This is a genomic window from Neobacillus vireti, from assembly GCF_001026695.1.
Lineage (GTDB): Bacteria > Bacillota > Bacilli > Bacillales > Cytobacillaceae > Neobacillus > Neobacillus vireti.
Genome location: NZ_LDNB01000002.1, coordinates 518,515 through 542,483 on the forward strand (window position 1 = coordinate 518,515; position 23,969 = coordinate 542,483).

Here is a 23,969-nt window from a genome sequence, read left to right on the forward strand (position 1 = left end):
AGCCAAATCGGCTGCTCTCCTTTTTCTTCAAATAAAAAATGGCGACCATAAATAATACATACAAGGTGATTAGATGGCTAAGAAAAAGAGAAGACAATCAAAAAAAAGAGATATCCATTTAAAACGGACCGTCCAATATGAACTATCCGCACTTGCAATATTAGCGTTAGCAATTATTTCAATCGCAAAGCTGGGGGCAGTTGGCAATGCGACGGTTCTCTTTTTTCGTTTCTGGATGGGTGAATGGTACATGCTGGGATTAATCGGGCTGGTGATATTAAGTGTGTATTTAATGTGGAAACGGGAAATTCCCTTTTTTTTTCATATTAAGCTAGTTGGCAGCTATTTCTTTGTTTCGGCCATTTTGCTGCTTAGTCATGTAACCCTCTTTCATAATTTGACGAACAATGGGAAGTTTATGAACCCTAGTGTAATCGCAAATACATGGGAATTATTTCGGATGGAAATAAAAGGAGAAGCAAGCACGCAAGATTTAGGCGGTGGAATTCTCGGAGCAATATTATATGCGCTATTTCATTACTTGTTTGCAGAAACAGGCACGAAAATTATTGCCTTTATCTTTATCATTATTGGTATTATTCTACTTACCGGAAAATCGTTTGGAGACTTTATAGGAAAAGTTATCCTTACCCTGATAGATTTTTCAAAAAATCAATGGCAAGCCTTTAAAACGGATATGTCTGATTGGAAACAAAAACAACAGGAACGTAAAACGGAGTTGAAAGTTCAGAAACAACAAGCAAAAGAAAAACGCCAAGATGCCAGCGTACCTGAGATAAAAGGAAGGCTGCAGCCTAAGCAGGAAGAAATCAAAATTCCTGAGCCGATTATTTCTAGTTTTGCTGATAGGGCCTACTTAGAAGAGGCACCAAAGGATAAAGGTCCAAAAGAGCTTGAGAATGAAAGGAATGGCGCCCCAGAAGAAAAAGCAGATGATGATGCACCACCAATCACGTTTACGGAAGTGGAAAATGTCGCTTACGAATTGCCGCCGCTTAGACTGTTAAAGTTACCGAAGAAAACAGACCAAAGTGGGGAATATGAGCTTATCCATGCCAATGCCGCAAAACTGGAACGGACATTTCAAAGCTTTGGGGTGAAGGCACGTGTTACCCAAGTGCATTTAGGTCCGGCTGTTACAAAATATGAGGTCCATCCAGATGTAGGTGTGAAGGTAAGCAAAATTGTCAGCCTAAGTGATGACCTGGCATTAGCCCTTGCTGCCAAAGATATTCGAATTGAAGCTCCTATCCCGGGAAAATCAGCCATTGGCATTGAAGTTCCAAATTCAGAGGTGGCGATGGTTTCCCTAAGGGAGGTTCTAGAAGCTACCCAAAATGACAAACCTGATGCAAAACTTCTAATCGGTCTTGGCAGGGATATAACCGGTGAAGCGGTTCTCGCTGAATTAAATAAGATGCCCCATTTACTCGTAGCGGGGGCAACAGGGAGCGGGAAAAGTGTCTGCATTAATGGGATCATTTCCAGTATATTAATGAGGGCAAAACCACATGAAGTGAAATTAATGATGATTGATCCGAAGATGGTTGAACTAAATGTTTACAACGGAATCCCCCATTTGTTAGCGCCAGTTGTTACCGATGCTAAGAAAGCGTCACAAGCATTAAAAAAGGTAGTCAACGAAATGGAAAGACGTTATGAATTGTTTTCCCATACCGGAACACGTAATATTGAAGGCTATAATGATCATGTAAGAAGGCATAATCTTGAAGAAAATGACAAGCAGCCGTTATTACCGTATATTGTCGTCATTGTTGATGAATTGGCCGACTTAATGATGGTCGCTTCATCAGATGTGGAAGACTCAATTACCCGTCTTGCACAAATGGCTCGTGCAGCAGGCATTCACTTAATCATTGCTACTCAAAGACCATCTGTTGATGTCATTACGGGAGTGATAAAAGCAAATATTCCATCAAGGATTGCTTTCGCGGTTTCGAGCGCTACCGATTCAAGAACAATATTGGATATGGGGGGAGCCGAAAAGCTGCTTGGCAGAGGAGATATGTTATTCTTGCCAGTAGGTGCATCAAAACCAGTACGTGTCCAAGGAGCTTTCCTTTCAGACGAGGAGGTTGAAAATACAGTCGAATTTGTTATTTCTCAACAAAAGGCACAATATCAAGAAGAGATGATACCTGATGATATACCCGAGGTAACAGGTGCTGTCGATGATGATCTATATGATGAGGCCGTTGAGCTAATCGTAGAAATGCAAACCGCATCCGTTTCCATGCTCCAGCGCCGCTTCCGAATCGGTTATACACGAGCCGCACGGCTAATAGATGAAATGGAAGCACGTGGTGTAGTTGGTCCATATGAAGGAAGCAAACCGCGCGCAGTGTTACAAACAAAACCAAAAGAAGAACAGTCGTCATAAATAAAAAAAGAGCCGTTTGGCTCTTTTTTTATACTAATTTTCAGAAAACTTGATACTATAGTATTAGGAGGTGAATGACCAAAAACAAGAAAAATACCTACTTTTATCCTAAAATATCATTTTCGTTCATTTTAAATATTATATTATAGCAGATTTTTATACAAAAATATCAGTAACTTTATGACATTTCGTTAATTCAGACTTTTTCCGACGAAATTTTTAATTTCTATTTATTTATCTCGAAAAAAATGTTACTATAAATCTCGATTAGTAGGAATGATATCAGATGTCTGATGTCTTAGGAAAAGGCCTGGAGGAAACAGCATGTCTATTAAGTCAGATAACCGGCATTTATACTTACAAGTGATCGATCGGTTAAAGCAAGATATTGAACACGGAGTATACAAAGAAAAAGAAAAATTACCTTCTGAATTCGATCTTGCTAAACAGCTTGGTGTAAGCAGGGCAACTCTTCGGGAAGCGTTACGTATTCTTGAAGAAGAAAACGTTATCATTAGACGCCATGGTGTCGGAACGTTTGTTAATGCGAAGCCGCTGTTTACTTCCGGTATTGAGCAGCTTAATAGTGTCACTGACATGATTAAACAAGTTGGTATGAAACCTGGCACTATTTTCTTAAGTTCATCAACGCTTAGTCCTACCGATGAGGATATTCGTCGTTTCACATGTTCTGCTGGTGAGGAAATTTTCGTGATGGAGAGGGTTAGAACCGCAAATGGGGAACCAGTCGTCTATTGTGTCGATAAGGTGCCTGAAAGAATTTTGCCTAAAACATTTTCCTATGAGGAAGAATCCATCTTCCATATTTTGGACGAGGGGGCAAACCGAAGAATTACATACGCGGTTGCCCAAATCGAGCCAATTGGCTATCATGAAAGAATTTCCCCGATCTTAGAATGTGATCCTGAAACAGCATTGTTAGTATTAAAACAAATGCATTTCAACGAATTAGATGAACCAATCCTGTATTCGGTAAACTATTTTAAAGCGGACAAATTTAGTTTTCATGTATTAAGGAAGCGAACATAAATTTTTTTCCTTTTTGAAAACGCAATCAGTCTTGCTCTATTAAATTCCTACAATATCAAACATAATTCATAGGGGGTACAATACCTTGAAAAAGCGTAAAATTGGAATGGCGCTATCACTTGTTCTTGCTGCTGGAACACTTTTAGGTGCTTGTGGAAAAAGTGATAACAAAGACACTGATACTTCTAAAGGTGGAGACAAAGAAAAAGCTTTTTCTGTAGCTATGGTTACTGACGTTGGTGGTGTTGATGACAAGTCATTTAACCAATCTGCTTGGGAAGGTCTACAAAAGTTTGGTGCAGACAACGGTTTGAAAAAAGGTCAAGGCGGATTTGATTACCTTCAATCTACTTCCGATGCTGATTACACAACAAACTTGAATTCTCTTGCTCGTAAAGGCTTTGATTTAGTATATGGTATCGGCTTCTTAATGCATGACGCGGTTGATGGAATCGCAAAACAACAACCAAAAACAAACTTTGCAATCATCGATGATGAAGTAAAACAACCAAACGTTGCCAGTGTTCTTTTCAAAGAGCAAGAAGCAGCTTTCCTTGCTGGTGTAGCTGCAGCTCTTACAACAAAAACGAACCATATCGGATTCATTGGCGGTATGGAAATCCCAGTTATTGAACGTTTTGAAGCTGGTTTCCTAGCAGGCGTTCAAGCTGCAAAACCAGAAGTAAAAGTTGATGTTAAATATTCAGGCGCATTTGACAAAGCTGAGCTTGGTCAAACAATCGCTTCTACAATGTACGCTTCAGGTGCTGATGTCGTCTTCCACGCTGCCGGTGCAACTGGAAACGGTTTATTCAAAGAAGCTGGTGACTTAAAGAAAAAAGATTCAGCACGTGAAATTTGGGCAATTGGTGTAGACCGTGACCAAAACGACATGGGTCCTGATGTAGTTCTAACATCTGCGATTAAACGTGTTGACGTTGCAGTTGTTGACATCGCTAATAAAGCAAAAGATGGGAAATTCCCAGGCGGCGAAACAGCAATCTATGGTTTACAAGAAGATGGTGTTGGTTTAGCTCCTATTAATGCTAAAGCAGCAAATAAAGATGCTATTGATAAAGCAGTAAAAGAATGGGTTGAAAAGATTAAATCAGGTAATGTTAAAGTTCCTGGAACTCGTGATGAATTAAAAACATTTAGCGCAAAATAATACAACTGTGGAATAAGCGGGATGTTACCTGCCTGCTTATTCCTACTTAATGAAATCTTAACTGAAGTGTAGAACCCTACATTCTGCATTTCATTTAAGATTTTAGTGGGGAGAAATTCCCTGTTTTTTTAAAATTCGGAAAGGTCTGACCTCTTACTACTATTGGTCGAAATTTCCTTTTATCTTATCGCAGGGAGTGAGAAAAGATGGAATTTGTAATTGAAATGCTCAACATTCGTAAGGAATTTGGCAATTTCGTCGCGAATGATAACATTACCCTTCAACTGAAAAAGGGAGAAATTCATGCTTTACTCGGAGAAAATGGTGCAGGAAAATCTACATTAATGAATGTTCTGTTCGGTTTATATCAGCCAGAACAAGGTGAGATTCGTGTAAAGGGAAATCCGGTGCACATTTCCAACCCGAATATTGCCAACGAGCTTGGAATCGGAATGGTTCACCAGCATTTTATGCTTGTTGATAAGTTCACAGTTACAGAGAACATTATTCTCGGTAAAGAAATTACCAGTGGCGGGCGAATCAACCTTAAACAGGCTGAGAAAGAAGTCCGCGACATTTCTGAACGTTATGGATTGGCTGTTGACCCCCAAGCGAAAATTTCCGATATTACTGTTGGAATGCAGCAACGGGTAGAAATATTAAAAACACTTTATCGTGGGGCTGAGATTTTAATATTCGACGAACCAACAGCTGTACTAACACCGCAAGAAATAAAAGAACTTATTCAAATAATGAAAACACTTATTAAAGAGGGTAAATCAATTATCCTTATTACTCATAAATTGAAAGAAATTATGGAAGTTGCCGACCGTTGTACAGTCATTCGAAAAGGAAAAGGAATTGGGACGGTTAATGTTAGTGAAACAAATCCTAATGAATTAGCCAGCCTAATGGTCGGTCGTGAAGTTGATTTTAAAACAGAAAAATCACCAGCAGATCCAAAACAAGATGTTTTGGATATTAAAGATTTAGTAGTAAAGGATTCTCGTGGAGTGACGGTTGTCAACGGGTTGAATTTATCCGTTCGTGCCGGTGAAATTGTTGGTATTGCCGGTATTGATGGTAATGGGCAATCTGAATTTATTGAAGCGATTACCGGTCTTAGAAAAGCCGAAAAAGGCAGCGTCATGTTGAATGGAAAAGAGCTGTTTGGACTTTCTTCAAGAAAAATCACAGAATCGGGAATTGGTCATATTCCTCAAGATCGCCATAAGCATGGATTGGTATTGAATTACCCAATCGGCGAGAACATGGTTTTACAAACTTATTATAAACGGCCATTTTCGAAAAACGGGATCTTGAACTTTAAGGAAATTTACAATAAAGCAAGAACTTTAATTAAAGAGTTTGACGTTCGGACACCAAGTGAATATGTTCTAGCACGGGCTCTTTCTGGCGGGAATCAACAAAAAGCAATCATTGGCCGCGAAGTGGATAGAAACCCGGATTTATTAATTGCTGCACAACCGACACGTGGTCTGGATGTGGGTGCGATTGAGTTTATTCATAAACGGTTAATTGAACAGCGTGACAATGGAAAAGCTGTTTTACTAGTGTCATTCGAGTTGGATGAAATTATAAATGTCAGCGATCGGATTGCTGTCATTTATGAAGGTCAAATTGTTGCCGTTGTCGATCCAAAAGAAACGACAGAGCAAGAGCTCGGATTGCTGATGGCAGGCTCGAATCGAAAAGAAGCGGGGGAAGGAACACATGTCTAAACGCTTAGTAAATATTTTAACACCTATTTTTGCCGTAATATTAGGGATCATATTTGGAACAATCATCATGCTTGTAAGTGGATACAATCCAATCGAGGCATTTATTGCATTAGGGCAAGGGGCTTTTGGAGATGTGTATCAAATTGGTGAGGTCGTTAGACAGGTAACACCATATATTTTAGCGGGTCTTGCCGTTGCCTTTGCCTTTCGGGTTGGTTTATTTAATATTGGGGTTGAAGGTCAATTTATCGTGGGCTGGCTTGCGGCTGTTTGGGTTGGAGTAACCTTCGACCTTCCTGCAATCATTCATTTACCACTTGCCATTTTAGCCGCAATGATAGCCGGTGGTCTTTGGGCCTTCGTTCCAGGTTTGTTAAAGGCTCGTTTCCGCGTCCATGAGGTTATTGTTACGATCATGATGAACTATATTGCCTTGCACACTGTTAACTACATTGTTAATACGAAAATGAACCAGGGTTCATCAAAAACCGCGAAGATTCATGAAACTGCGTCATTACGTTCTGAGTGGCTGTCAGACTTTACTACTGGGTCTTCCATCCACTGGGGTATTATCATTGCCATTATTTGTTGTTTTATCATGTGGTTCCTATTAGAGAAAACTACAAGGGGCTATGAATTACGTGCCGTTGGTTTCAATCAGGATGCTGCTCATTATGCAGGTATGAATGTAAATAAAAATATTATTCTTTCCATGGTTATTTCCGGATGTTTTGCTGGAATTGCTGGTGCGATGGAAGGGTTAGGAACTTTCGGTTATATGGCTGTTCAAGGCGGGTTTACTGGTGTCGGATTTAACGGAATCGCCGTAGCGTTATTAGGCGGCAATACGGCACTTGGGGTATTCTTCGCAGCTTTATTATTTGGTATTTTAAAAATTGGTGCCTTATCGATGCCGCTTGCAGGGGTGCCGAAAGAATTAGTTGATATCATTATTGCCTTGATTGTATTCTTCGTGGCATCAAGCTACATCATAAGGATTGTTCTTGAACGATTCAGCAAAAAGGAGGTGAAGTAAGATGAGTGGATTATTATTTTCTCTATCAAACACTGTTCTTGCCACCGCTTCTAATGGTCATAGCGGCTTAAGCTTAATGCAAATATTAATGATTGTTGTTCCGTCAACATTATTATGGGCAGCCCCATTAGTCTTCACTTCATTAGGAGGAGTTTTCTCCGAGCGTTCTGGGGTTGTAAATATCGGTCTAGAAGGTTTAATGGTTATTGGCGCATTCTCATCAATAGTCTTTAACTTAACATTTTCAGATACCTTTGGAAGTGCGACACCTTGGATTGCTTTATTGGTTGCGATGGCTGCCGGTGCGATTTTCTCGATTCTGCATGCGGTCGCAGCGATTACCTTCCGTGCTGACCATACGGTTTCCGGGGTAGCGATTAACTTGCTTGCAGTTGGTTTAACCATGTTCCTAGTCAAGTTAATTTATGATAAAGGTGAAACAGATATTATTAAGCATAGTTTTGGTAAAGTCGATATTCCAATTCTGAAAAAGATACCATACATTGGAGAAATATTTTTCCAAAACACGTATTGGACTTCATTTGTAGCGATTATTGTCGCTGTTATTGCCTGGTTCTTTATTTATAAAACTCCATTCGGCTTACGTCTTCGCTCTGTTGGTGAACATCCAATGGCGGCTGATACGATGGGGATTAATGTAACAAAAATGCGTTATTATGGCGTTATTATCTCTGGAGCACTTGGTGGTATTGGCGGTGGCGTCTATGCCCAATCTATTTCTCAAAACTTTAACCATGCCACCATCAGCGGTCAAGGTTTCATGGCGTTGGCCGCAATGATTTTCGGTAAATGGCATCCGCTTGGTGCGATGGGTGCTGCGTTATTCTTTGGTTTTGCCCAAAGTATTAGTATTATTGGATCAAGCTTACCTTTCTTAAGCAACATTCCAAACGTCTATTTGTTTATTGCACCATATGTATTGACGATATTAGCACTAACTGGCTTTATCGGCCGTGCAGAAGCACCAAAAGCAGATGGTGTGCATTACATCAAAGGAAGCAGATAATGTTAAACTTGGAACCCTCGATAAATCGAGGGTTCTTCTGCGCTATAAAAGGGTAAATACTTGTATTGAACAAGCTTGGCAAATTATAGTAGAAGTATATGTTTTATTTCTGAGGAAAAACTATAAAAATGTTTACATATTGTTAAGTATGACCTTTATTAGATAAGGAGGAACGTAAATGGACGCTGTAAAGGAAAAGATCACAGAGTTGCAGGGGTTTAAACTCCATGTAATTGAAACGGAAAAATACAAAACGAATACATTTTTTTGGAAAATGAAAGCACCTTTGACAAAAGAAGACGTAACGAAAAGGGCTCTCCTTCCACAAGTGCTCCAGAGCAGTTCAGCCAAATATACTTCAACACCGGCACTTCGGTCCTACCTCGATGAATTATATGGTGCGACACTTTTTGTTGATTTAGCTAAAAAAGGTGAATACCATATCATGAGTTTCACATTAGAAATTGCTAATGAGAAATTTTTAAGCGATTCAACTCCTTTATTAAAAAAGGGCTTTGAATTGCTGGCAGAAATTTTGACCAATCCAAACATTTCGGGAAATGGTTTTGATCAAGAAACAATCGAAAAAGAAAAGCGAACACTTAAAGCGAGAATTCACTCTGTTTTTGATGATAAAATGCGCTATTCCAATGTCCGTCTTTTAGAAGAAATGTGTAAGAATGAACCTTATGCCCTGCAGGTGAATGGAGAAGCAGCAGATGTCGATGAAATTACGCCGGAGAATTTATACGATTATTATAAAAGAGCGTTTCTAGAGGATGAAATGGATCTTTATGTAATTGGGGATGTAAACGAGGAAGAAGTAAAAAAACTAGCGGGAGAGCTGCTGCAGTTTGAAGACCGGACACCAAAAAAAGTGGAAACACATGGAATTAACAAACGGGCGGAAGTAAACGAGATTAAAGAAGAACAGGACGTAAAACAAGGTAAATTAAATATCGGGTATCGAACAAACATTGTTTATGGTGACCCTGATTATTTTGATCTTCAGGTTTTCAATGGCATTTTCGGCGGCTTTTCACATTCTAAGCTATTCATCAATGTCCGTGAAAAAGCCAGCCTTGCCTATTATGCTGCCAGTCGTTTAGAAAGCCATAAAGGGTTAATGATGGTGATGTCAGGGATTGATTTAAAGAACTATGACCAGGCAGTTCGCATCATTCATGAACAAATGGAAGCAATGCGAAACGGGGATTTCACTGACCAGGAAATTGCCCAGACAAAAGCTGTCATTCAAAATCAAATGCTCGAAACACTTGATACATCAAGAGGACTGCAGGAAATTCTTTATCATAATATCATAGCAAAAACCGATATCAATCTTAAAGCGTGGCTGACTGAGATGCAGAAAACAACGAAAGAAGCCATTATGGCTGTTGCCAAAAAGATTGATCTTGATACAATCTATTTCCTAACAGGAACGGAGGCGGGAGATTGATGGAGAAAATCACTTTTGACCAGGTTCAGGAAGAACTATATCATGAAAAAATGGCGAACGGGCTCAATGTTTATATTTTACCAAAGAAAGGCTTCAATAAAACGTATGCCACCTTTACCACCAAGTATGGCTCAGTTGATAATACTTTCGTTCCCTTAGGAAAAGAGGAGTATGTCAAGGTCCCTGATGGGATTGCTCATTTCCTTGAGCATAAGCTTTTTGAAAAGGAAGATGGCGATGTGTTTCAGCAGTTTAGCCGTCAAGGAGCATCCGCAAACGCATTTACATCGTTTACAAGGACTGCTTATTTGTTTTCAAGCACGTCCGATGTTGAAAAAAACTTAGAAACATTGATTGATTTTGTCCAAGAGCCTTATTTTTCCGAAAAAACAGTGGAAAAAGAAAAAGGAATTATCGGGCAGGAAATTACAATGTATGATGATAATCCTGATTGGCGCTTATACTTTGGCCTGATTCAAAATCTATATCAACATCATCCTGTAAAAATCGATATTGCCGGCACCATCGAATCTATATCGCATATTACAAAAGATTGGCTGTACGAGTGTTACAATACCTTCTACCATCCGAGCAATATGCTATTGTTTATTGTCGGGCCAGTTGACCCAGAACTTTACATGAATCAAGTGAGGGAAAACCAAGCAAAAAAAGAATATAAGGATATGCCTGAAATCAAGCGTCAATTTGCAGACGAGCCGCAAGGTGCGGCAGAAAAAAAACAAGTGCTGCAAATGAATGTGCAAACACCGAAATGTTTGGTTGGCATCAAAGCACTCCATGTAGACCAAACAGGCAATGAAATGTTAAAAAACGAGCTAACAATGAATGTATTTCTTGATTTATTATTTGGGAAAAGTTCAGAACACTATAACCAGCTCTATAACGAAGGTTTGATTGATGAAACATTTGCCTATGACTATACGCAGGAACAAGGCTTTGGTTTCGCCATGATAGGCGGAGACACGAGCGAACCTGATCAACTGGCAGAAAAACTAAAAAAAATGCTCATGGAGGCCACGAACAGCAATACTTTTTCTGCAGAGCAGTTAGAAAGAGCAAAGAGGAAAAAGATTGGCGCATTTTTGCGAGCCATTAATTCACCTGAATATATTGCGAATCAATTTACCCGTTATGCATTTAATGAGATGAACTTATTCGATGTTGTGCCAACACTTGAAAAGATTACCCTTGATGAAGTACAAACTTTAGCTACAGAAGTTATTTCCGAGGAGCGCTTTTCCGTATGTCAGGTAATTCCAAAAAAGTAACAAAGTGAGGAAGCGCCGTTTATTCGGCGCTTTTCCTCAGTTTTATTTATTTATTTTGTCTTTGTTAAAGCACAATGTTGATTGGAGTGGAAGGTGCGAGACTCCTGCGGGAGCAGCGGGACAGGTGAGACCCCGCAGGCGCCGCCGAGGAGGCTCACCGCCCGCCCCGCGGAAAGCGAAGCACCTGGAACGGAAATCAACATTCCTTTTGACACAGCTTTATTTTAGAGAGAGAGTGGTTTTTATGAAAAAATTCGCGCTAATCACGGGAGCAAGCGGCGGAATCGGTCAAGCGGTTGCTTGTAACTTGGCAGCAAAAGGTTATCATTTATATTTACATTATCATAAAAATGAACAAGCAATTAAAGACTTACTGGACAAGCTACAGCCCTATGGCGGAGAGTATATTCCCATCCATGCCGATTTAGGAGACGTAAATGGATATAAGACAGTATGTTCGCAAATTTTTTCCTTGGATGCGATTATTCACTGTGGAGGAAACAGCCATTATGGACTATTAATGGATCTAAGGCAAGAAGAAGCAGAAGCTTTACTGAATGTTCATGTATTAAGTCCGCTAATGATGACAAAGGAGCTGCTTCCGAAATTATTAAATAAGGGAACAGGAAATATTATTGTGATTACCTCTGTTTGGGGTCAAACAGGGGCTGCATGTGAGGTGGCCTATTCGGCAGCAAAAGGTGCACAGATTGCGTTTGTAAAGGCCTTGAGTAAAGAAGTAGCTTTAAACGGCATTCGGGTTAACGCAATCGCTCCTGGTGCAATTGATACAAAGATGATGGAGGGATTTACAACGGAAGAGCTCGAACGGATTTCTTTTGAGATCCCAATGGGCAGGCTTGGGCAGCCTGAAGAAATAGCGAGAAGTGTTTACTTCTTGCTATCAGACGAGGCTTCCTATATTACGGGGCAGGTCCTTGCGATTAATGGCGGCTGGTACACATGATAATCGTAAATATTTCATGAATAGTTTAAGCCGGTTATTCGCAAAATAACGATGTACTATTTTAAAAGGAGGTATGATGATGTCTGTCTTAGATAATTGGAAGCAGTGGCAAGAATTTCTTGGTGATCGTCTTGAACACGCACAAACTGAAGGTATGAGTGAAGGTGCAATTAATAATCTTGCTTTTCAAATTGGGGATTATTTAGCAAATCAAGTGGATCCGAAAAATGAGCAGGAAAGAATTCTTTCCGACATGTGGTCAGTTGCTGACAAGACGGAACAACAGGCAATTGCGAATATTATGGTTAAACTTGTTAGAGAATAATCGGAAAGAGAGGGGGGCATCTCCTCTCTTTTTTGTATGGAAAATGGACTTGCGTATGGCAGCCTGGAGCTCCATATAAGTTTTATATGTTTTTCCTTTCATCTTTATACAAAATCATTTATTATTAGGTTTAGATGAGGAATTGTGAAAAAATTGTCGAAACTTCTTTTTAGGAGGTTTTTAATTTTGAAAAAAGAATGGTATTTAGAATATGAAATCCAAAAGAACCGTCCAGGCCTATTGGGAGACATTTCTTCTTTGCTGGGTATGCTTTCAATTAATATTGTCACCATCAATGGTGTTGATGAAGGAAGAAGAGGTCTGCTTATTTTAGCAAAAGATGATGATCAAATTAAACGACTTGAGTCAATTTTACATACAATGGACACAATAAAATTAATCAAACTAAGAGAACCGAAGCTCCGTGACATACTAGCGGTCAGACACGGACGCTATATTCAAAGGGACGCCGATGATAAAAAAACTTTCCGTTTTGTAAGGGATGAACTTGGATTATTAGTAGACTTTATGGCAGAATTATTTAAGCAGGATGGACATAAGCTAATTGGTATTCGCGGAATGCCCCGAGTTGGCAAAACAGAATCACTTGTAGCTGCAAGTGTTTGTGCAAATAAACGCTGGTTGTTTGTATCATCCACGCTTTTGAAACAAACGATTCGCAATCAACTAATTGAAGATGAGTACAATGAAAATAACCTGTTCATTCTTGATGGGATTGTCTCGACAAGGCGTGCAAACGAGCGTCACTGGCAGCTTGTCCGTGAAATTATGCGATTGCCGGCTGTTAAGGTAGTGGAGCATCCTGATATTTTCGTACAAAACTCGGAATATACCTTGGAAGATTTTGATTACATTATCGAACTAAGGAATGACTCTGAAGAAGAGATTACATACGATATTGTTGACCAGCATAATATGTTCTCCGGATCTGATTTTGGAGATTTTGATTTTTAATAAATTGGAAGGTGTTAACAGGTGACTGAATTAGGGAATCGACTAAAAGAAGCCCGAATTGCGAAAGGCTTAAGTTTGGATGACTTACAATCCATGACAAAGATTCAAAAACGTTATTTAATTGGTATTGAAGAGGGGAATTATTCAAGCATGCCCGGGAATTTTTATGTGCGTGCCTTTATCAAGCAGTATTCCGAGGCACTGAGCCTCAATCCTGATGAAATTTTTGAAACGTATAAAAGTGAAATTCCGGCATCTTTAAATGATGAATTGCCGCAGCAATTATCAAGAGTGAAAACACAAAAAACGATGACAGATGGAAATTCAAAAATCTTTGATATTCTTCCGAAGATCTTAATCGGTGTGTTTGTTATTGGTATATTAACTACTGTCTATTATTTTTTTTCTCACTATTCCGGCACAGATTCAAAGAGCTCGACGAATAAAAAGAATGATCCCGTTACACTTACTACGAACGAAAAGCTAGAAAAAGGGAATGAAAAAGATAATAATAAGGAAAAACAAAGTGAAAAAGACAGCGGAAAAGACAAGGATACGACAAAACCGGAAGAAGAGAAGCCGCCTGTAGTAGAAGCACCTAAACAAGAAGTATCGGTCGTACAAAGCAGCGGCAAGAATTCAACCTATGATTTAAAAAATGCAGACAAATTTGTTGTCAAATTGGTGTCAAAAGGCCAAACTTGGGTTAGTATTAAAAATGGGAAAGGGAAATCCTTTTTTCAAGGAACACTAAAAACGCTTGAAACAGGCGGACCCGAGAGCCAAGCCGTAGATTTATCGGCAGAAAGCAGTGCCGTTATTAGAGTTGGAAACGCGGCTGATACTGAAATCTATGTAAATGACCAATTGCTTGAGTATGCAGTTGCACCGACTAAAGATGTTCAGAACATTACGATTCAATATGTTCCGAAGAGCGAATAGTCATCTATTGATGGCTATTTTTCGCTTTCAATAAACTTGTGGAGGAAAATTATGAATATTCCAAACAAAATAACTGTATCAAGAATTCTTTTAATCCCCTTATTCTTGATCATTATGCTAGCCCCTTTTGATTGGGGACAAATGAATTTTCTTGGCGCGAATCTTCCAGTAACCCATTTTGTGGGGGCATTGATTTTTATTATCGCTTCATCAACCGACTGGATTGATGGTCATTACGCGCGAAAGTATAATCTTGTGACCAATATGGGGAAATTTCTCGACCCGCTTGCGGACAAACTGCTAGTATCGGCAGCACTTATTGTCCTAGTGGAACTTAATGACGTTTATGCCCCTTCTTGGATCGTCATCATTATTATCAGCAGGGAATTTGCTGTAACCGGTCTGCGCTTGCTTCTTGCCGGTGAGGGTGAAGTGGTGGCCGCTAATATGCTGGGGAAAATTAAGACATGGACTCAGATAATCGCGATATCGTCCATTTTGTTACATAATTTTATTTTTGTGCTAATTCCTTTTCGCTTTGACATTGTGTCATTGTGGGTAGCATTATTTTTTACAGTATGGTCTGGCTGGGATTATTTTGCGAAAAATAGTCATATCCTAAAAAACTCGAAGTAGGCTTTGATGAGGAGAGATGAATGTGAACGCTGAGATTATCGCCGTTGGATCGGAATTGTTACTCGGCCAAATTGTTAATACGAATGCAAGGTTCTTGTCTCAGCACTTAGCGGGGCTAGGAATTGATGTTTATTATCATACAGTCGTAGGGGATAATCCTGATCGATTAAAAGCTGCGATTGCACATGCAGAAGCGCGCTCCGAAATCATTATTTTTACTGGCGGACTCGGACCTACAAAGGATGATTTGACAAAGGAAACGATTGCACGCCACCTTGGAAAAGAACTCGTCATGGACGAAACAGCATTAGCTTCGATTGAGCTTTATTTCAAGCGGACAAACCGTGTCATGACGGAAAATAACCGAAAGCAAGCTCTTGTTCTAGAAGGTTCTCAGATTCTTGCGAATGATCATGGGATGGCACCTGGTATGGTGTTAGAAACGGGGGGGCATATTTATATGCTCCTGCCTGGCCCGCCAAAAGAAATGGAACCAATGTTTCTTCAGTATGGAGGTCCTGCGCTTTCCTCTAAATCTGGTTCCAATGAGAAGATTGTCTCAAGAGTGCTGCGGTTTTTCGGTATTGGGGAAGCGGCACTGGAAACGGAAGTCATGGATATCATTGAAGCGCAAAGCAATCCTACAATTGCTCCGCTCGCAGGTGATGGCGAGGTAACCTTAAGGCTGACTGCAAAACATCCTGATGAAAATATTGCGCACACTATGCTTGATGATGTGGAAAAAAAGATCAATCAGCGTGTGGGAGAATTCCTTTATGGCTATGACAACATTTCGCTATTGCAAGAGCTGACGAAGGCGTTAAAGAAAAGAAATTTAACCGTTACAGCTGCCGAGAGTTTAACAGGCGGGCTGTTCCAGCAGGAGTTAACCGCGATTTCAGGCGCGAGTTCGGTGTTTAAGGGCGGAGTCGTTTGCTATTCAAATGAGGTTAAGCAGCATATTTTGCAGGTGAATCAAGAAACGCTAGAAAAGCATGGCGCCGTGAGTGAGCAATGCGCGAGAGAGCTTGCGGAAAATGCGGCAAGGATTTTGGCTGCGGATGTTGGAATTAGCTTTACTGGCGTAGCCGGTCCTGACGAACTAGAAGGTAAGCCAGTCGGCACTGTTTATATTGGAATTGCCGTTAAGAAAAGCCCGACAATTGTTGAAAAGATTACCCTTAGTGGGACAAGAGATGCGATCCGTAATCGAGCCGTAAAATTCGGCTGCTATTTTTTATTAAAGAACTTGAAAGAATCACAGAATGCGAAATAAGCATTCTGTGATTTTTTTACCTCTTTTAATTTTCAGACTAATCGAGAAAAGGAGCTTATCAGACATAAAGCCACAAGATAATGTATTTATGGAGGGTAAATTTGTCTAATATTCCAGTATTAATTGTTTGAAATGGTGTCGAATAAATGTTCGTGTTTTTACTCGACAAATAGCTTAAAAGGGGTTATATTATTAATAGGTTTTAATTTGCTAGATTGCAGTTATTAAAATAAAATTTTTATTATAAAGGGAGGAACTATTTGTGAGTGACCGTAAGGCCGCCTTAGAAATGGCGTTAAAACAAATAGAAAAACAATTTGGAAAAGGTTCCGTCATGAAGATGGGAGAGAAAACAGATACGAAGATTTCAACATCTCCCAGCGGCTCCTTAGCCCTTGATGCAGCACTAGGGGTTGGCGGGTACCCCCGTGGCAGAATAATCGAAATATATGGTCCAGAAAGCTCGGGTAAAACAACAGTTGCTTTGCATGCAATTGCTGAAGTACAAGCAAATGGTGGACAAGCAGCGTTTATCGACGCCGAGCATGCCCTCGATCCAACATATGCGCAAAAGTTGGGTGTTAACATTGATGAGTTATTGTTATCGCAGCCTGATACCGGTGAACAAGCTCTTGAAATCGCAGAGGCACTTGTCCGAAGCGGTGCAATTGATATTATTGTAGTCGACTCAGTAGCCGCATTGGTTCCAAAAGCGGAGATTGAAGGGGAAATGGGAGATTCACACGTTGGTTTACAAGCACGCTTGATGTCTCAAGCACTTCGTAAACTATCCGGATCCATTAACAAATCGAAGACAATTGCAGTCTTTATTAACCAAATTCGCGAAAAAATTGGAATTATGTTTGGGAACCCCGAGACCACTCCTGGCGGGCGCGCGCTCAAATTCTATTCGACAGTTCGTTTAGAGGTACGCCGTGCGGAATCACTGAAACAAGGAACAGATATAGTAGGGAACAAAACCAAAATTAAAGTAGTGAAAAACAAGGTTGCACCTCCATTCCGTACAGCTGAAGTAGATATTATGTATGGTGAAGGAATTTCTAAAGAAGGCGAGATCATTGATTTAGGCTCTGAATTAGATATCGTTCAAAAGAGTGGTTCTTGGTATTCCTATAATGATGAAAGACTTGGCCAGGGGCGTGAAAACGCAAAGTTATTCTTGAAAGAAAACCCTACTCTCCGTCAAGAAATTCATCAAAAAATCCGTGATCATTACGGTTTAGACAGTGAAAAGGTTGTTACTGAAACAGATGATGACGATCAATTTGAGCTAATTGATTAATCAACTTAAGCAAAGCCCGAAAATTGGGTTTTGCTTTTTTGATAAAGTGAATACTCATACATTTTAATTGGTAATTATTCGAAAAAATCTAATCGAACCAATGAATTAATAAGGTGATTCCTAAATATTTGAAAAAGCCAATGGGACTAAGCCTTGACAATGAATATTCCCACCTTTACAATTAACATGTATATTTTACATTTTTGGAAATATTACAATTCGAAAAAGCCTTGGTGCTTGCTGTATGTTGAGTCTAAACAATGTACATGCCGACACTTAAAAAATGTAACACAAGTTCATAGCAAGAGGAGGTGTAACGATGGACACAATTACCCTTATCATCTCCATTTTGCTTGGCCTATTCGTCGGTGCCGTTGTTGGCTATTTTATTCGTAAATCCATTGCTGAAGCAAAGATAGCAGGAGCAAAGAATGCTGCAGAGCAGATTCTAGAAGATGCGAAACGTGATGCTGATGCATTAAAAAAGGAAGCCCTGTTAGAGGCAAAGGATGAAATTCACAAGCTTCGATCAGAAGCTGAACGTGAGGTTCGAGAACGAAGAAATGAACTGCAAAAACAAGAAAACCGTTTACTGCAAAGAGAAGAGAATTTAGATCGAAAAGAAGAAACGCTTAATAAGCGTGAAAATCTTTTAGAAAAGAAGGATGATTCTCTAAACCAAAGACAACAGCATATTGAAGAGATGGAAAGCAAAGTGGACGAGTTGGTAAGAAGACAACAAACTGAACTCGAACGAATCTCGAGCCTAACGCGCGAGGAAGCGAAAACAATCATTATTGACAAGATGGAGCAGGAACTTACTCATGACACTGCGATAATGATTAAGGAAAGCGAAAATCGTGCGAAAGAGGAAGCCGACAAGAAAGCGAAGGAAATTCTTTCGCTGGCAATCCAGCGTTGCGCTGCTGACCATGTAGCGGAAACGACTGTTTCTGTCGTCAACCTTCCAAATGACGAAATGAAGGGCCGGATCATTGGCCGTGAAGGACGTAACATTCGTACACTTGAAACATTAACGGGAATTGATTTGATTATTGATGATACTCCTGAAGCTGTTATTCTATCAGGTTTTGACCCTATTCGTCGCGAAACGGCTCGCTTAGCACTTGAGAAATTAGTACAAGATGGACGTATTCACCCTGCGCGAATTGAGGAAATGGTAGAAAAATCTAGACGGGAAGTGGATGAGTATATCCGTGAAGTGGGTGAACAAACCACCTTTGAAGTGGGTGTACATGGACTTCATCCAGATCTGATTAAAATTCTTGGCCGCTTGAAATTCCGTACGAGCTACGGACAAAACGTCTTAAAGCATTCAATGGAAGTAGCACAGCTTTCGGGCTTGCTTGCCGCGGAACTTGGTCAAGACGAAACGTTAGCTCGTCGCGCAGGCTTACTTCATGATATTGGGAAAGCAATTGACCATGAAGTGGAAGGAAGCCATGTAGAAATTGGGGTTGAACTTGCAACGAAATACAAGGAACACCCTGTGGTAATCAATAGTATCGCCTCCCATCATGGAGACACAGAACCAACATCGATTATCGCCGTTCTTGTCGCTGCAGCAGATGCCTTATCAGCTGCAAGACCAGGTGCACGAAGCGAGACTCTTGAGAACTATATTCGCCGGCTTGAGAAGCTGGAAGAGATTTCTGAATCCTATGAAGGCGTTGAGAAATCCTTTGCAATTCAAGCTGGGCGTGAAGTGCGTATTATTGTAAGACCAGATACGGTAGATGATCTTGCCGCACATCGATTAGCACGCGATATCCGTAAGCGGATCGAAGAAGAGCTTGATTATCCTGGACATATTAAAGTAACAGTCATCCGCGAGACACGGGCTGTTGAATACGCGAAATAAAGCGGTGCGAAAGCACCGCTTTATTTATTGGTCTCTGATTCCGGTTAAAGAGCGGGGATTTGTGATACAATTTAAACAAATAAATATTTTTTTGACGAAAGGAAATCAAATGAATCTACTTTTTATCGGCGATGTCGTCGGCTCACCAGGCCGTGACATGGTGAAGGAATATCTGCCAAAATTAAAAGAGAAATACCGGCCGCATTTTACAATTATTAATGGGGAAAACGCAGCTGGAGGCAAAGGGATTACGGAGAAAATTTACCGTGAATTTTTAGGGTATGGAGCACAGGCTGTAACCCTTGGAAACCATGCCTGGGATAATCGCGAGATTTTTGAATTTATCAATTCGGCGAAAAATATGGTCAGACCGGCGAATTTTCCAGAAGGAACTCCTGGTAAAGGATTGGCATTTTTTAAAGTAAATGAGCTGGAAGTGGCGGTCATTAATCTGCAAGGGCGAACATTTATGGCACCATTGGATTGCCCGTTTAGAAAGGCCGATGAATTAGTTGAAATAGCTAAAGAAAGAACACCATTCATTTTTGTCGATTTTCATGCGGAAGTGACGAGCGAAAAGCAGGCGATGGGCTGGTATCTTGATGGCAGAGTATCTGCTGTTGTCGGGACACACACACATGTACAAACAGCCGATAGCCGGGTCTTGCCTGGGGGAACAGGTTATTTAACCGATGTAGGGATGACGGGGCCTTACGATGGCATTCTTGGCGTTGAAAGAGAGGCAGTAATGACCAAGTTTCTTACAAGCCTTCCTGTACGCTTTGAGGTCGCAAAATCAGGCCGTAATCAGCTAAGTGCAGTTTATATCGAACTTGATAGAAAAAGTGGACAGTGTAAGAAAATGGAGCGCATTTTAATCAACGACGATCATCCATTATATAGTTAAGCGAAACCTTCCAATGGAAGGTTTCTTTTGCTTTTTTTTGTCCAAGCCGGAATATGTCATTTGACAACTGAATATAGTAGCAGTGGAATGTTATAACCTGATTTGTGTTCATGAAACTGCTCATGCGGGATCGGGATTTTCTAAGGGGGAGCTAGGAATGGAAATATTAAAAGTTTCAGCAAAATCTAATCCTAATTCTGTAGCTGGTGCACTTGCCGGAGTTCTGCGTGAAAGAGGTGCAGCAGAAATACAGGCAATTGGTGCGGGTGCATTGAATCAAGCCGTAAAGGCAGTAGCAATTGCACGAGGATTTGTAGCACCTAGCGGAGTTGATTTAATCTGTATCCCTGCGTTTACCGATATTTTAATTGATGGGGAGGAACGCACAGCCATTAAGCTTATCGTTGAGCCGCGGTGAAAGAGATAGACTATTGATAAGTTATTTAAACTGATTCTAAATCTCCTGCTTGTAGTGTGTTTACAAGCGGGTTTTTTCTCGTTATTTAATTATAAATATACTATTCTGATATATAACGAAAAATTGCAAAAAAGGAAAATTCATTGCCGGCAAATAAGGTGAAATAGCATCAGACCGCATGTTCAAACCCCTAAGGAGCCTTACTTTTTCGAATTGAAAAATAGCAGATTTCAAATAATAAAAAAATATTCATATTTTAGACAATATTTCGCTCCAAAGGGTTGCAATTTTAAGTGCATAGGTCTAGAATTGTAAGCGTTTAGTACATATCTGAGGAGTTGCTTTTAGTCTTTAAAGCGTAAAAAATAGCGATGTACTCGGAAAAGTGCTACACTATAAGAAGATTCAAACTACTTATTTTTTACATATCCAAAGGGGTGTAAGTCATGATCAATCAACTTTCGTGGAAAGTTGGCGGACAACAAGGGGAAGGTATTGAAAGTACGGGGGAAATCTTTGCAATCGCACTGAATCGAATGGGATATTACTTGTATGGTTATCGGCACTTTTCGTCACGAATTAAAGGTGGTCATACAAACAATAAGATCAGAGTAAGTACAACAGAGATTCGTTCGATTTCTGATGATCTTGATATTCTAGTTGCGTTTGATCAAGAAACCATCGATGTAAATTACCAAGAGCTTCATAGCAAAGGAGTAATCCTAGCAGATTCCAAATTTAATCCAAAAAAACCAGAAGATACTTTGGCATCGTTGTATGCGGTTCCATTCACAGAAATTGCCACTCAACTAGGAACTTCTTTAATGAAGAACATGGTAGCAATCGGGGCAACTTCTGCAGTGTTAGACTTAGATATACAGGTATTTGAAGTAGTAGTCCGCGAGATTTTCGGCAAAAAGGGCGACAAAGTTGTTGCGAAAAATATGGAAGCCATCCAAGCTGGCTTTGATTACATGAAAGAGCAAATGGAGGCAAATGTGCCAACAATGGTTCTTGAAAAAGCCGATGGCAAACACCGTATGTATATGATTGGTAATGATGCAATCGCTTTAGGTGCGCTTGCAGCTGGCTGCCGTTTCATGGCTGCATATCCAATCACACCAGCTTCTGATATTATGGAGTATTTAATTAAGAAGTTACCTGCATTAGGCGGGACTGTTATCCAAACTGAAGATGAAATTGCAGCATGTACCATGACAATTGGCGCTAGCTATGGCGGTGTTCGTGCGATTACAGCTTCTTCAGGCCCTGGCTTATCATTAAAAATGGAAGCAATTGGCTTGGCTGGTATTACGGAAACACCGCTTGTTATCGTTGATACACAGCGTGGTGGTCCTTCAACAGGATTACCTACAAAACAAGAACAGTCAGATTTAATGGCGATGATTTATGGCACACATGGAGAAATTCCGAAGATTGTTATGGCTCCAAGTACTGTTCAAGAAGCATTCTATGATACGGCTGAAGCATTCAACCTAGCTGAAGAATATCAATGTCCAGTTATTGTATTGTCCGACCTTCAATTATCTCTAGGAAAACAAACAGTAGAGCCGCTTGATGTTTCTAAAGTGGAAATTAGACGCGGTAAGCTCGTAACAGATGAGCTTCCAGAGATTGAAAATAAAGGATATTTCAAACGTTATGAAGTAACAGAAGATGGTGTTTCACCACGGACGATCCCAGGGATGAAAAATGGTATTCACCATGTTACAGGTGTTGAGCACGCTGAAACGGGTAAACCATCTGAATCGGCAGCAAATCGGATTGCTCAAATGGATAAACGTTTCCGTAAAGTTGAGAGTATCCGTTTTAATACACCTGTTTATAAGAATGCACCACACGAAGAAGCTGATTTGTTAATCGTTGGTTTTAACTCGACTCGCGGGGCGATTGAAGAAGCAATGATTCGCTTAGAAAAAGACGGCTTGAAAGTAAATCATGCACAAATTCGCTTAATTCATCCATTCCCAACCGACGAGGTGCTTCCACTTGTTCGTTCTGCGAAAAAAGTAATTGTCGTGGAAAACAATGCAACCGGTCAGTTGGCAAATATTATGAAAATGAATGTTGGACATGCTGAAAAAATCACTAAATACCTTAAATATGATGGAAATCCATTTCTACCACACGAAGTTCATTCAAAATGTAAGGAGTTGTTCTAAATGGCCACTTTTAAAGACTTTCGTAACGATGTGAAACCGAACTGGTGCCCAGGCTGTGGCGACTTCTCCGTACAAGCGGCAATGCAGCGTGCGGCAGCAAATGTTGGTTTAGAACCACAAAATTTAGCAGTAGTTTCCGGAATTGGCTGTTCAGGCCGTATCTCTGGTTATATTAATTCATATGGCTTCCATGGCATTCATGGCCGCTCACTTCCAATCGCTCAAGGGGTTAAAATGGCCAACCGTGATTTGACAGTTATTGCTTCAGGCGGTGACGGTGACGGTTATGCAATTGGGATGGGGCATACGATTCATGCGATTCGTCGTAATATTGACATTACTTACGTTGTCATGGATAACCAAATTTACGGGTTAACAAAGGGTCAAACATCTCCTCGTTCCGCGGTAGGATTTAAAACAAAGTCTACGCCAATGGGATCAATCGAACAATCGATTTCCCCAATGGAAATGGCTTTAACAGTTGGAGCAACCTTTGTTGCACAAAGTTTCTCGACCGACTTAAAAGACCTAACAGCATTAATTGAAGCGGGTATCAACCACAAAGGTTTCGCTTTAATCAATGTGTTCAGTCCATGTGTAACCTATAATAAGGTCAACACTTATGATTGGTTTAAGGAAAATCTAACGAAGCTTAGTGATGTGGAAGGATATGACGCATCAAACCGTGAAATGGCGATGCAGACATTAATGAAGCATAACGGCTTAGTTACTGGACTTATTTACCAAAACAATGAGCGTCCTTCTTATCAAGAATTATTGACTGGATACTCCGAAGAACCGTTAGTAGATTCAAACTTAAACCTTGATCAAGCGCACTTTGATAAATTAGTTGCTGAATTTATGTAATCATTAAAAGCTAATCATCCCGGGGAATCGCTTCCCCGGGATTTTCTATTGTTTTCACCCGCTGAAACCTTTATACTATAATAATGTGTGGATAA

20 protein-coding genes are annotated in these 23,969 nt (G+C 40.2%); all 20 read left to right on the forward strand.

From position 1 onward, the window contains the following. Nucleotides 1–73: 73 nt before the first annotated feature. The 20 genes from AA980_RS02880 to AA980_RS02975 all read left to right on the forward strand — a co-directional run bounded on the left by AA980_RS02880 (nt 74) and on the right by AA980_RS02975 (nt 23,874). Nucleotides 74–2,422, forward strand: coding sequence for a DNA translocase FtsK (locus AA980_RS02880; RefSeq protein ID WP_024030619.1), 2,349 nt, complete (start codon nt 74–76; stop codon nt 2,420–2,422). 324 nt (nt 2,423–2,746) lie between these two features. After that, nucleotides 2,747–3,472, forward strand: coding sequence for a GntR family transcriptional regulator (locus tag AA980_RS02885; protein ID WP_024030620.1), 726 nt, complete (start codon nt 2,747–2,749; stop codon nt 3,470–3,472). A gap of 85 nt (nt 3,473–3,557) precedes the next feature. Further along, nucleotides 3,558–4,640 (forward strand): BMP family lipoprotein, encoded by a 1,083-nt coding sequence (locus AA980_RS02890; protein WP_024030621.1) that lies wholly within the window; start codon nt 3,558–3,560, stop codon nt 4,638–4,640. Nucleotides 4,641–4,846: 206 nt separating this feature from the next. Beyond that, the gene (locus AA980_RS02895) at nt 4,847–6,382 is read left to right on the forward strand and encodes an ABC transporter ATP-binding protein (RefSeq protein WP_024030622.1); all 1,536 of its coding nucleotides are present in this window, start codon (nt 4,847–4,849) and stop codon (nt 6,380–6,382) included. Continuing rightward, on the forward strand, nt 6,375–7,418 hold the full coding sequence (locus tag AA980_RS02900; RefSeq protein WP_024030623.1) for an ABC transporter permease: 1,044 nt from the start codon (nt 6,375–6,377) through the stop codon (nt 7,416–7,418). The genes AA980_RS02895 and AA980_RS02900 overlap by 8 nt, the downstream gene beginning before the upstream one ends. Nucleotides 7,419–7,494: 76 nt before the next feature. After that, nucleotides 7,495–8,445, forward strand: a complete 951-nt coding sequence (locus AA980_RS02905) for an ABC transporter permease (RefSeq protein WP_034724966.1) — start codon at nt 7,495–7,497, stop codon at nt 8,443–8,445. Nucleotides 8,446–8,623: 178 nt separating this feature from the next. Then, nucleotides 8,624–9,904, forward strand: a complete 1,281-nt coding sequence (gene yfmF / locus AA980_RS02910) for an EF-P 5-aminopentanol modification-associated protein YfmF (RefSeq protein WP_024030625.1) — start codon at nt 8,624–8,626, stop codon at nt 9,902–9,904. Continuing rightward, nucleotides 9,904–11,193 carry an EF-P 5-aminopentanol modification-associated protein YfmH gene (gene yfmH, locus AA980_RS02915; RefSeq protein ID WP_024030626.1) on the forward strand — a complete coding sequence of 430 codons (1,290 nt, stop codon included), beginning with the start codon at nt 9,904–9,906 and terminating at the stop codon, nt 11,191–11,193. Before yfmF ends, yfmH begins: the two co-directional genes overlap by 1 nt. A gap of 244 nt (nt 11,194–11,437) precedes the next feature. Then, nucleotides 11,438–12,160, forward strand: a complete 723-nt coding sequence (ymfI, locus tag AA980_RS02920) for an elongation factor P 5-aminopentanone reductase (RefSeq protein WP_034723956.1) — start codon at nt 11,438–11,440, stop codon at nt 12,158–12,160. 79 nt (nt 12,161–12,239) lie between these two features. Then, nucleotides 12,240–12,485: a DUF3243 domain-containing protein gene (locus tag AA980_RS02925; RefSeq protein WP_024028269.1), complete on the forward strand. Its 246-nt coding sequence runs from the start codon at nt 12,240–12,242 to the stop codon at nt 12,483–12,485. A gap of 183 nt (nt 12,486–12,668) precedes the next feature. Then, nucleotides 12,669–13,460 carry a DUF3388 domain-containing protein gene (locus AA980_RS02930; RefSeq protein WP_034723958.1) on the forward strand — a complete coding sequence of 264 codons (792 nt, stop codon included), beginning with the start codon at nt 12,669–12,671 and terminating at the stop codon, nt 13,458–13,460. Between the two features lie 21 nt (nt 13,461–13,481). Further along, nucleotides 13,482–14,402 carry a helix-turn-helix domain-containing protein gene (locus AA980_RS02935; protein ID WP_024028271.1) on the forward strand — a complete coding sequence of 307 codons (921 nt, stop codon included), beginning with the start codon at nt 13,482–13,484 and terminating at the stop codon, nt 14,400–14,402. Nucleotides 14,403–14,453: 51 nt separating this feature from the next. Then, on the forward strand, nt 14,454–15,038 hold the full coding sequence (gene pgsA / locus AA980_RS02940) for a CDP-diacylglycerol--glycerol-3-phosphate 3-phosphatidyltransferase (protein ID WP_024028272.1): 585 nt from the start codon (nt 14,454–14,456) through the stop codon (nt 15,036–15,038). Nucleotides 15,039–15,060: 22 nt separating this feature from the next. Then, complete coding sequence (locus AA980_RS02945; protein ID WP_024028273.1) at nt 15,061–16,314, forward strand: competence/damage-inducible protein A; 1,254 nt, start codon at nt 15,061–15,063, stop codon at nt 16,312–16,314. A gap of 262 nt (nt 16,315–16,576) precedes the next feature. Further along, entirely contained in the window at nt 16,577–17,617 is a 1,041-nt protein-coding gene (recA, locus tag AA980_RS02950) for a recombinase RecA (protein ID WP_024028274.1), read from the forward strand. A gap of 319 nt (nt 17,618–17,936) precedes the next feature. Beyond that, entirely contained in the window at nt 17,937–19,499 is a 1,563-nt protein-coding gene (gene rny, locus AA980_RS02955) for a ribonuclease Y (RefSeq protein ID WP_024028275.1), read from the forward strand. Nucleotides 19,500–19,608: 109 nt separating this feature from the next. After that, the gene (locus tag AA980_RS02960; protein WP_024028276.1) at nt 19,609–20,406 is read left to right on the forward strand and encodes a TIGR00282 family metallophosphoesterase; all 798 of its coding nucleotides are present in this window, start codon (nt 19,609–19,611) and stop codon (nt 20,404–20,406) included. A gap of 157 nt (nt 20,407–20,563) precedes the next feature. Beyond that, complete coding sequence (gene spoVS / locus AA980_RS02965) at nt 20,564–20,824, forward strand: stage V sporulation protein SpoVS (protein WP_003211281.1); 261 nt, start codon at nt 20,564–20,566, stop codon at nt 20,822–20,824. Nucleotides 20,825–21,270: 446 nt separating this feature from the next. Next, nucleotides 21,271–23,007: a 2-oxoacid:acceptor oxidoreductase subunit alpha gene (locus AA980_RS02970; protein WP_024028277.1), complete on the forward strand. Its 1,737-nt coding sequence runs from the start codon at nt 21,271–21,273 to the stop codon at nt 23,005–23,007. Further along, the gene (locus AA980_RS02975) at nt 23,008–23,874 is read left to right on the forward strand and encodes a 2-oxoacid:ferredoxin oxidoreductase subunit beta (RefSeq protein WP_024028278.1); all 867 of its coding nucleotides are present in this window, start codon (nt 23,008–23,010) and stop codon (nt 23,872–23,874) included. Nucleotides 23,875–23,969: the final 95 nt, after the last annotated feature.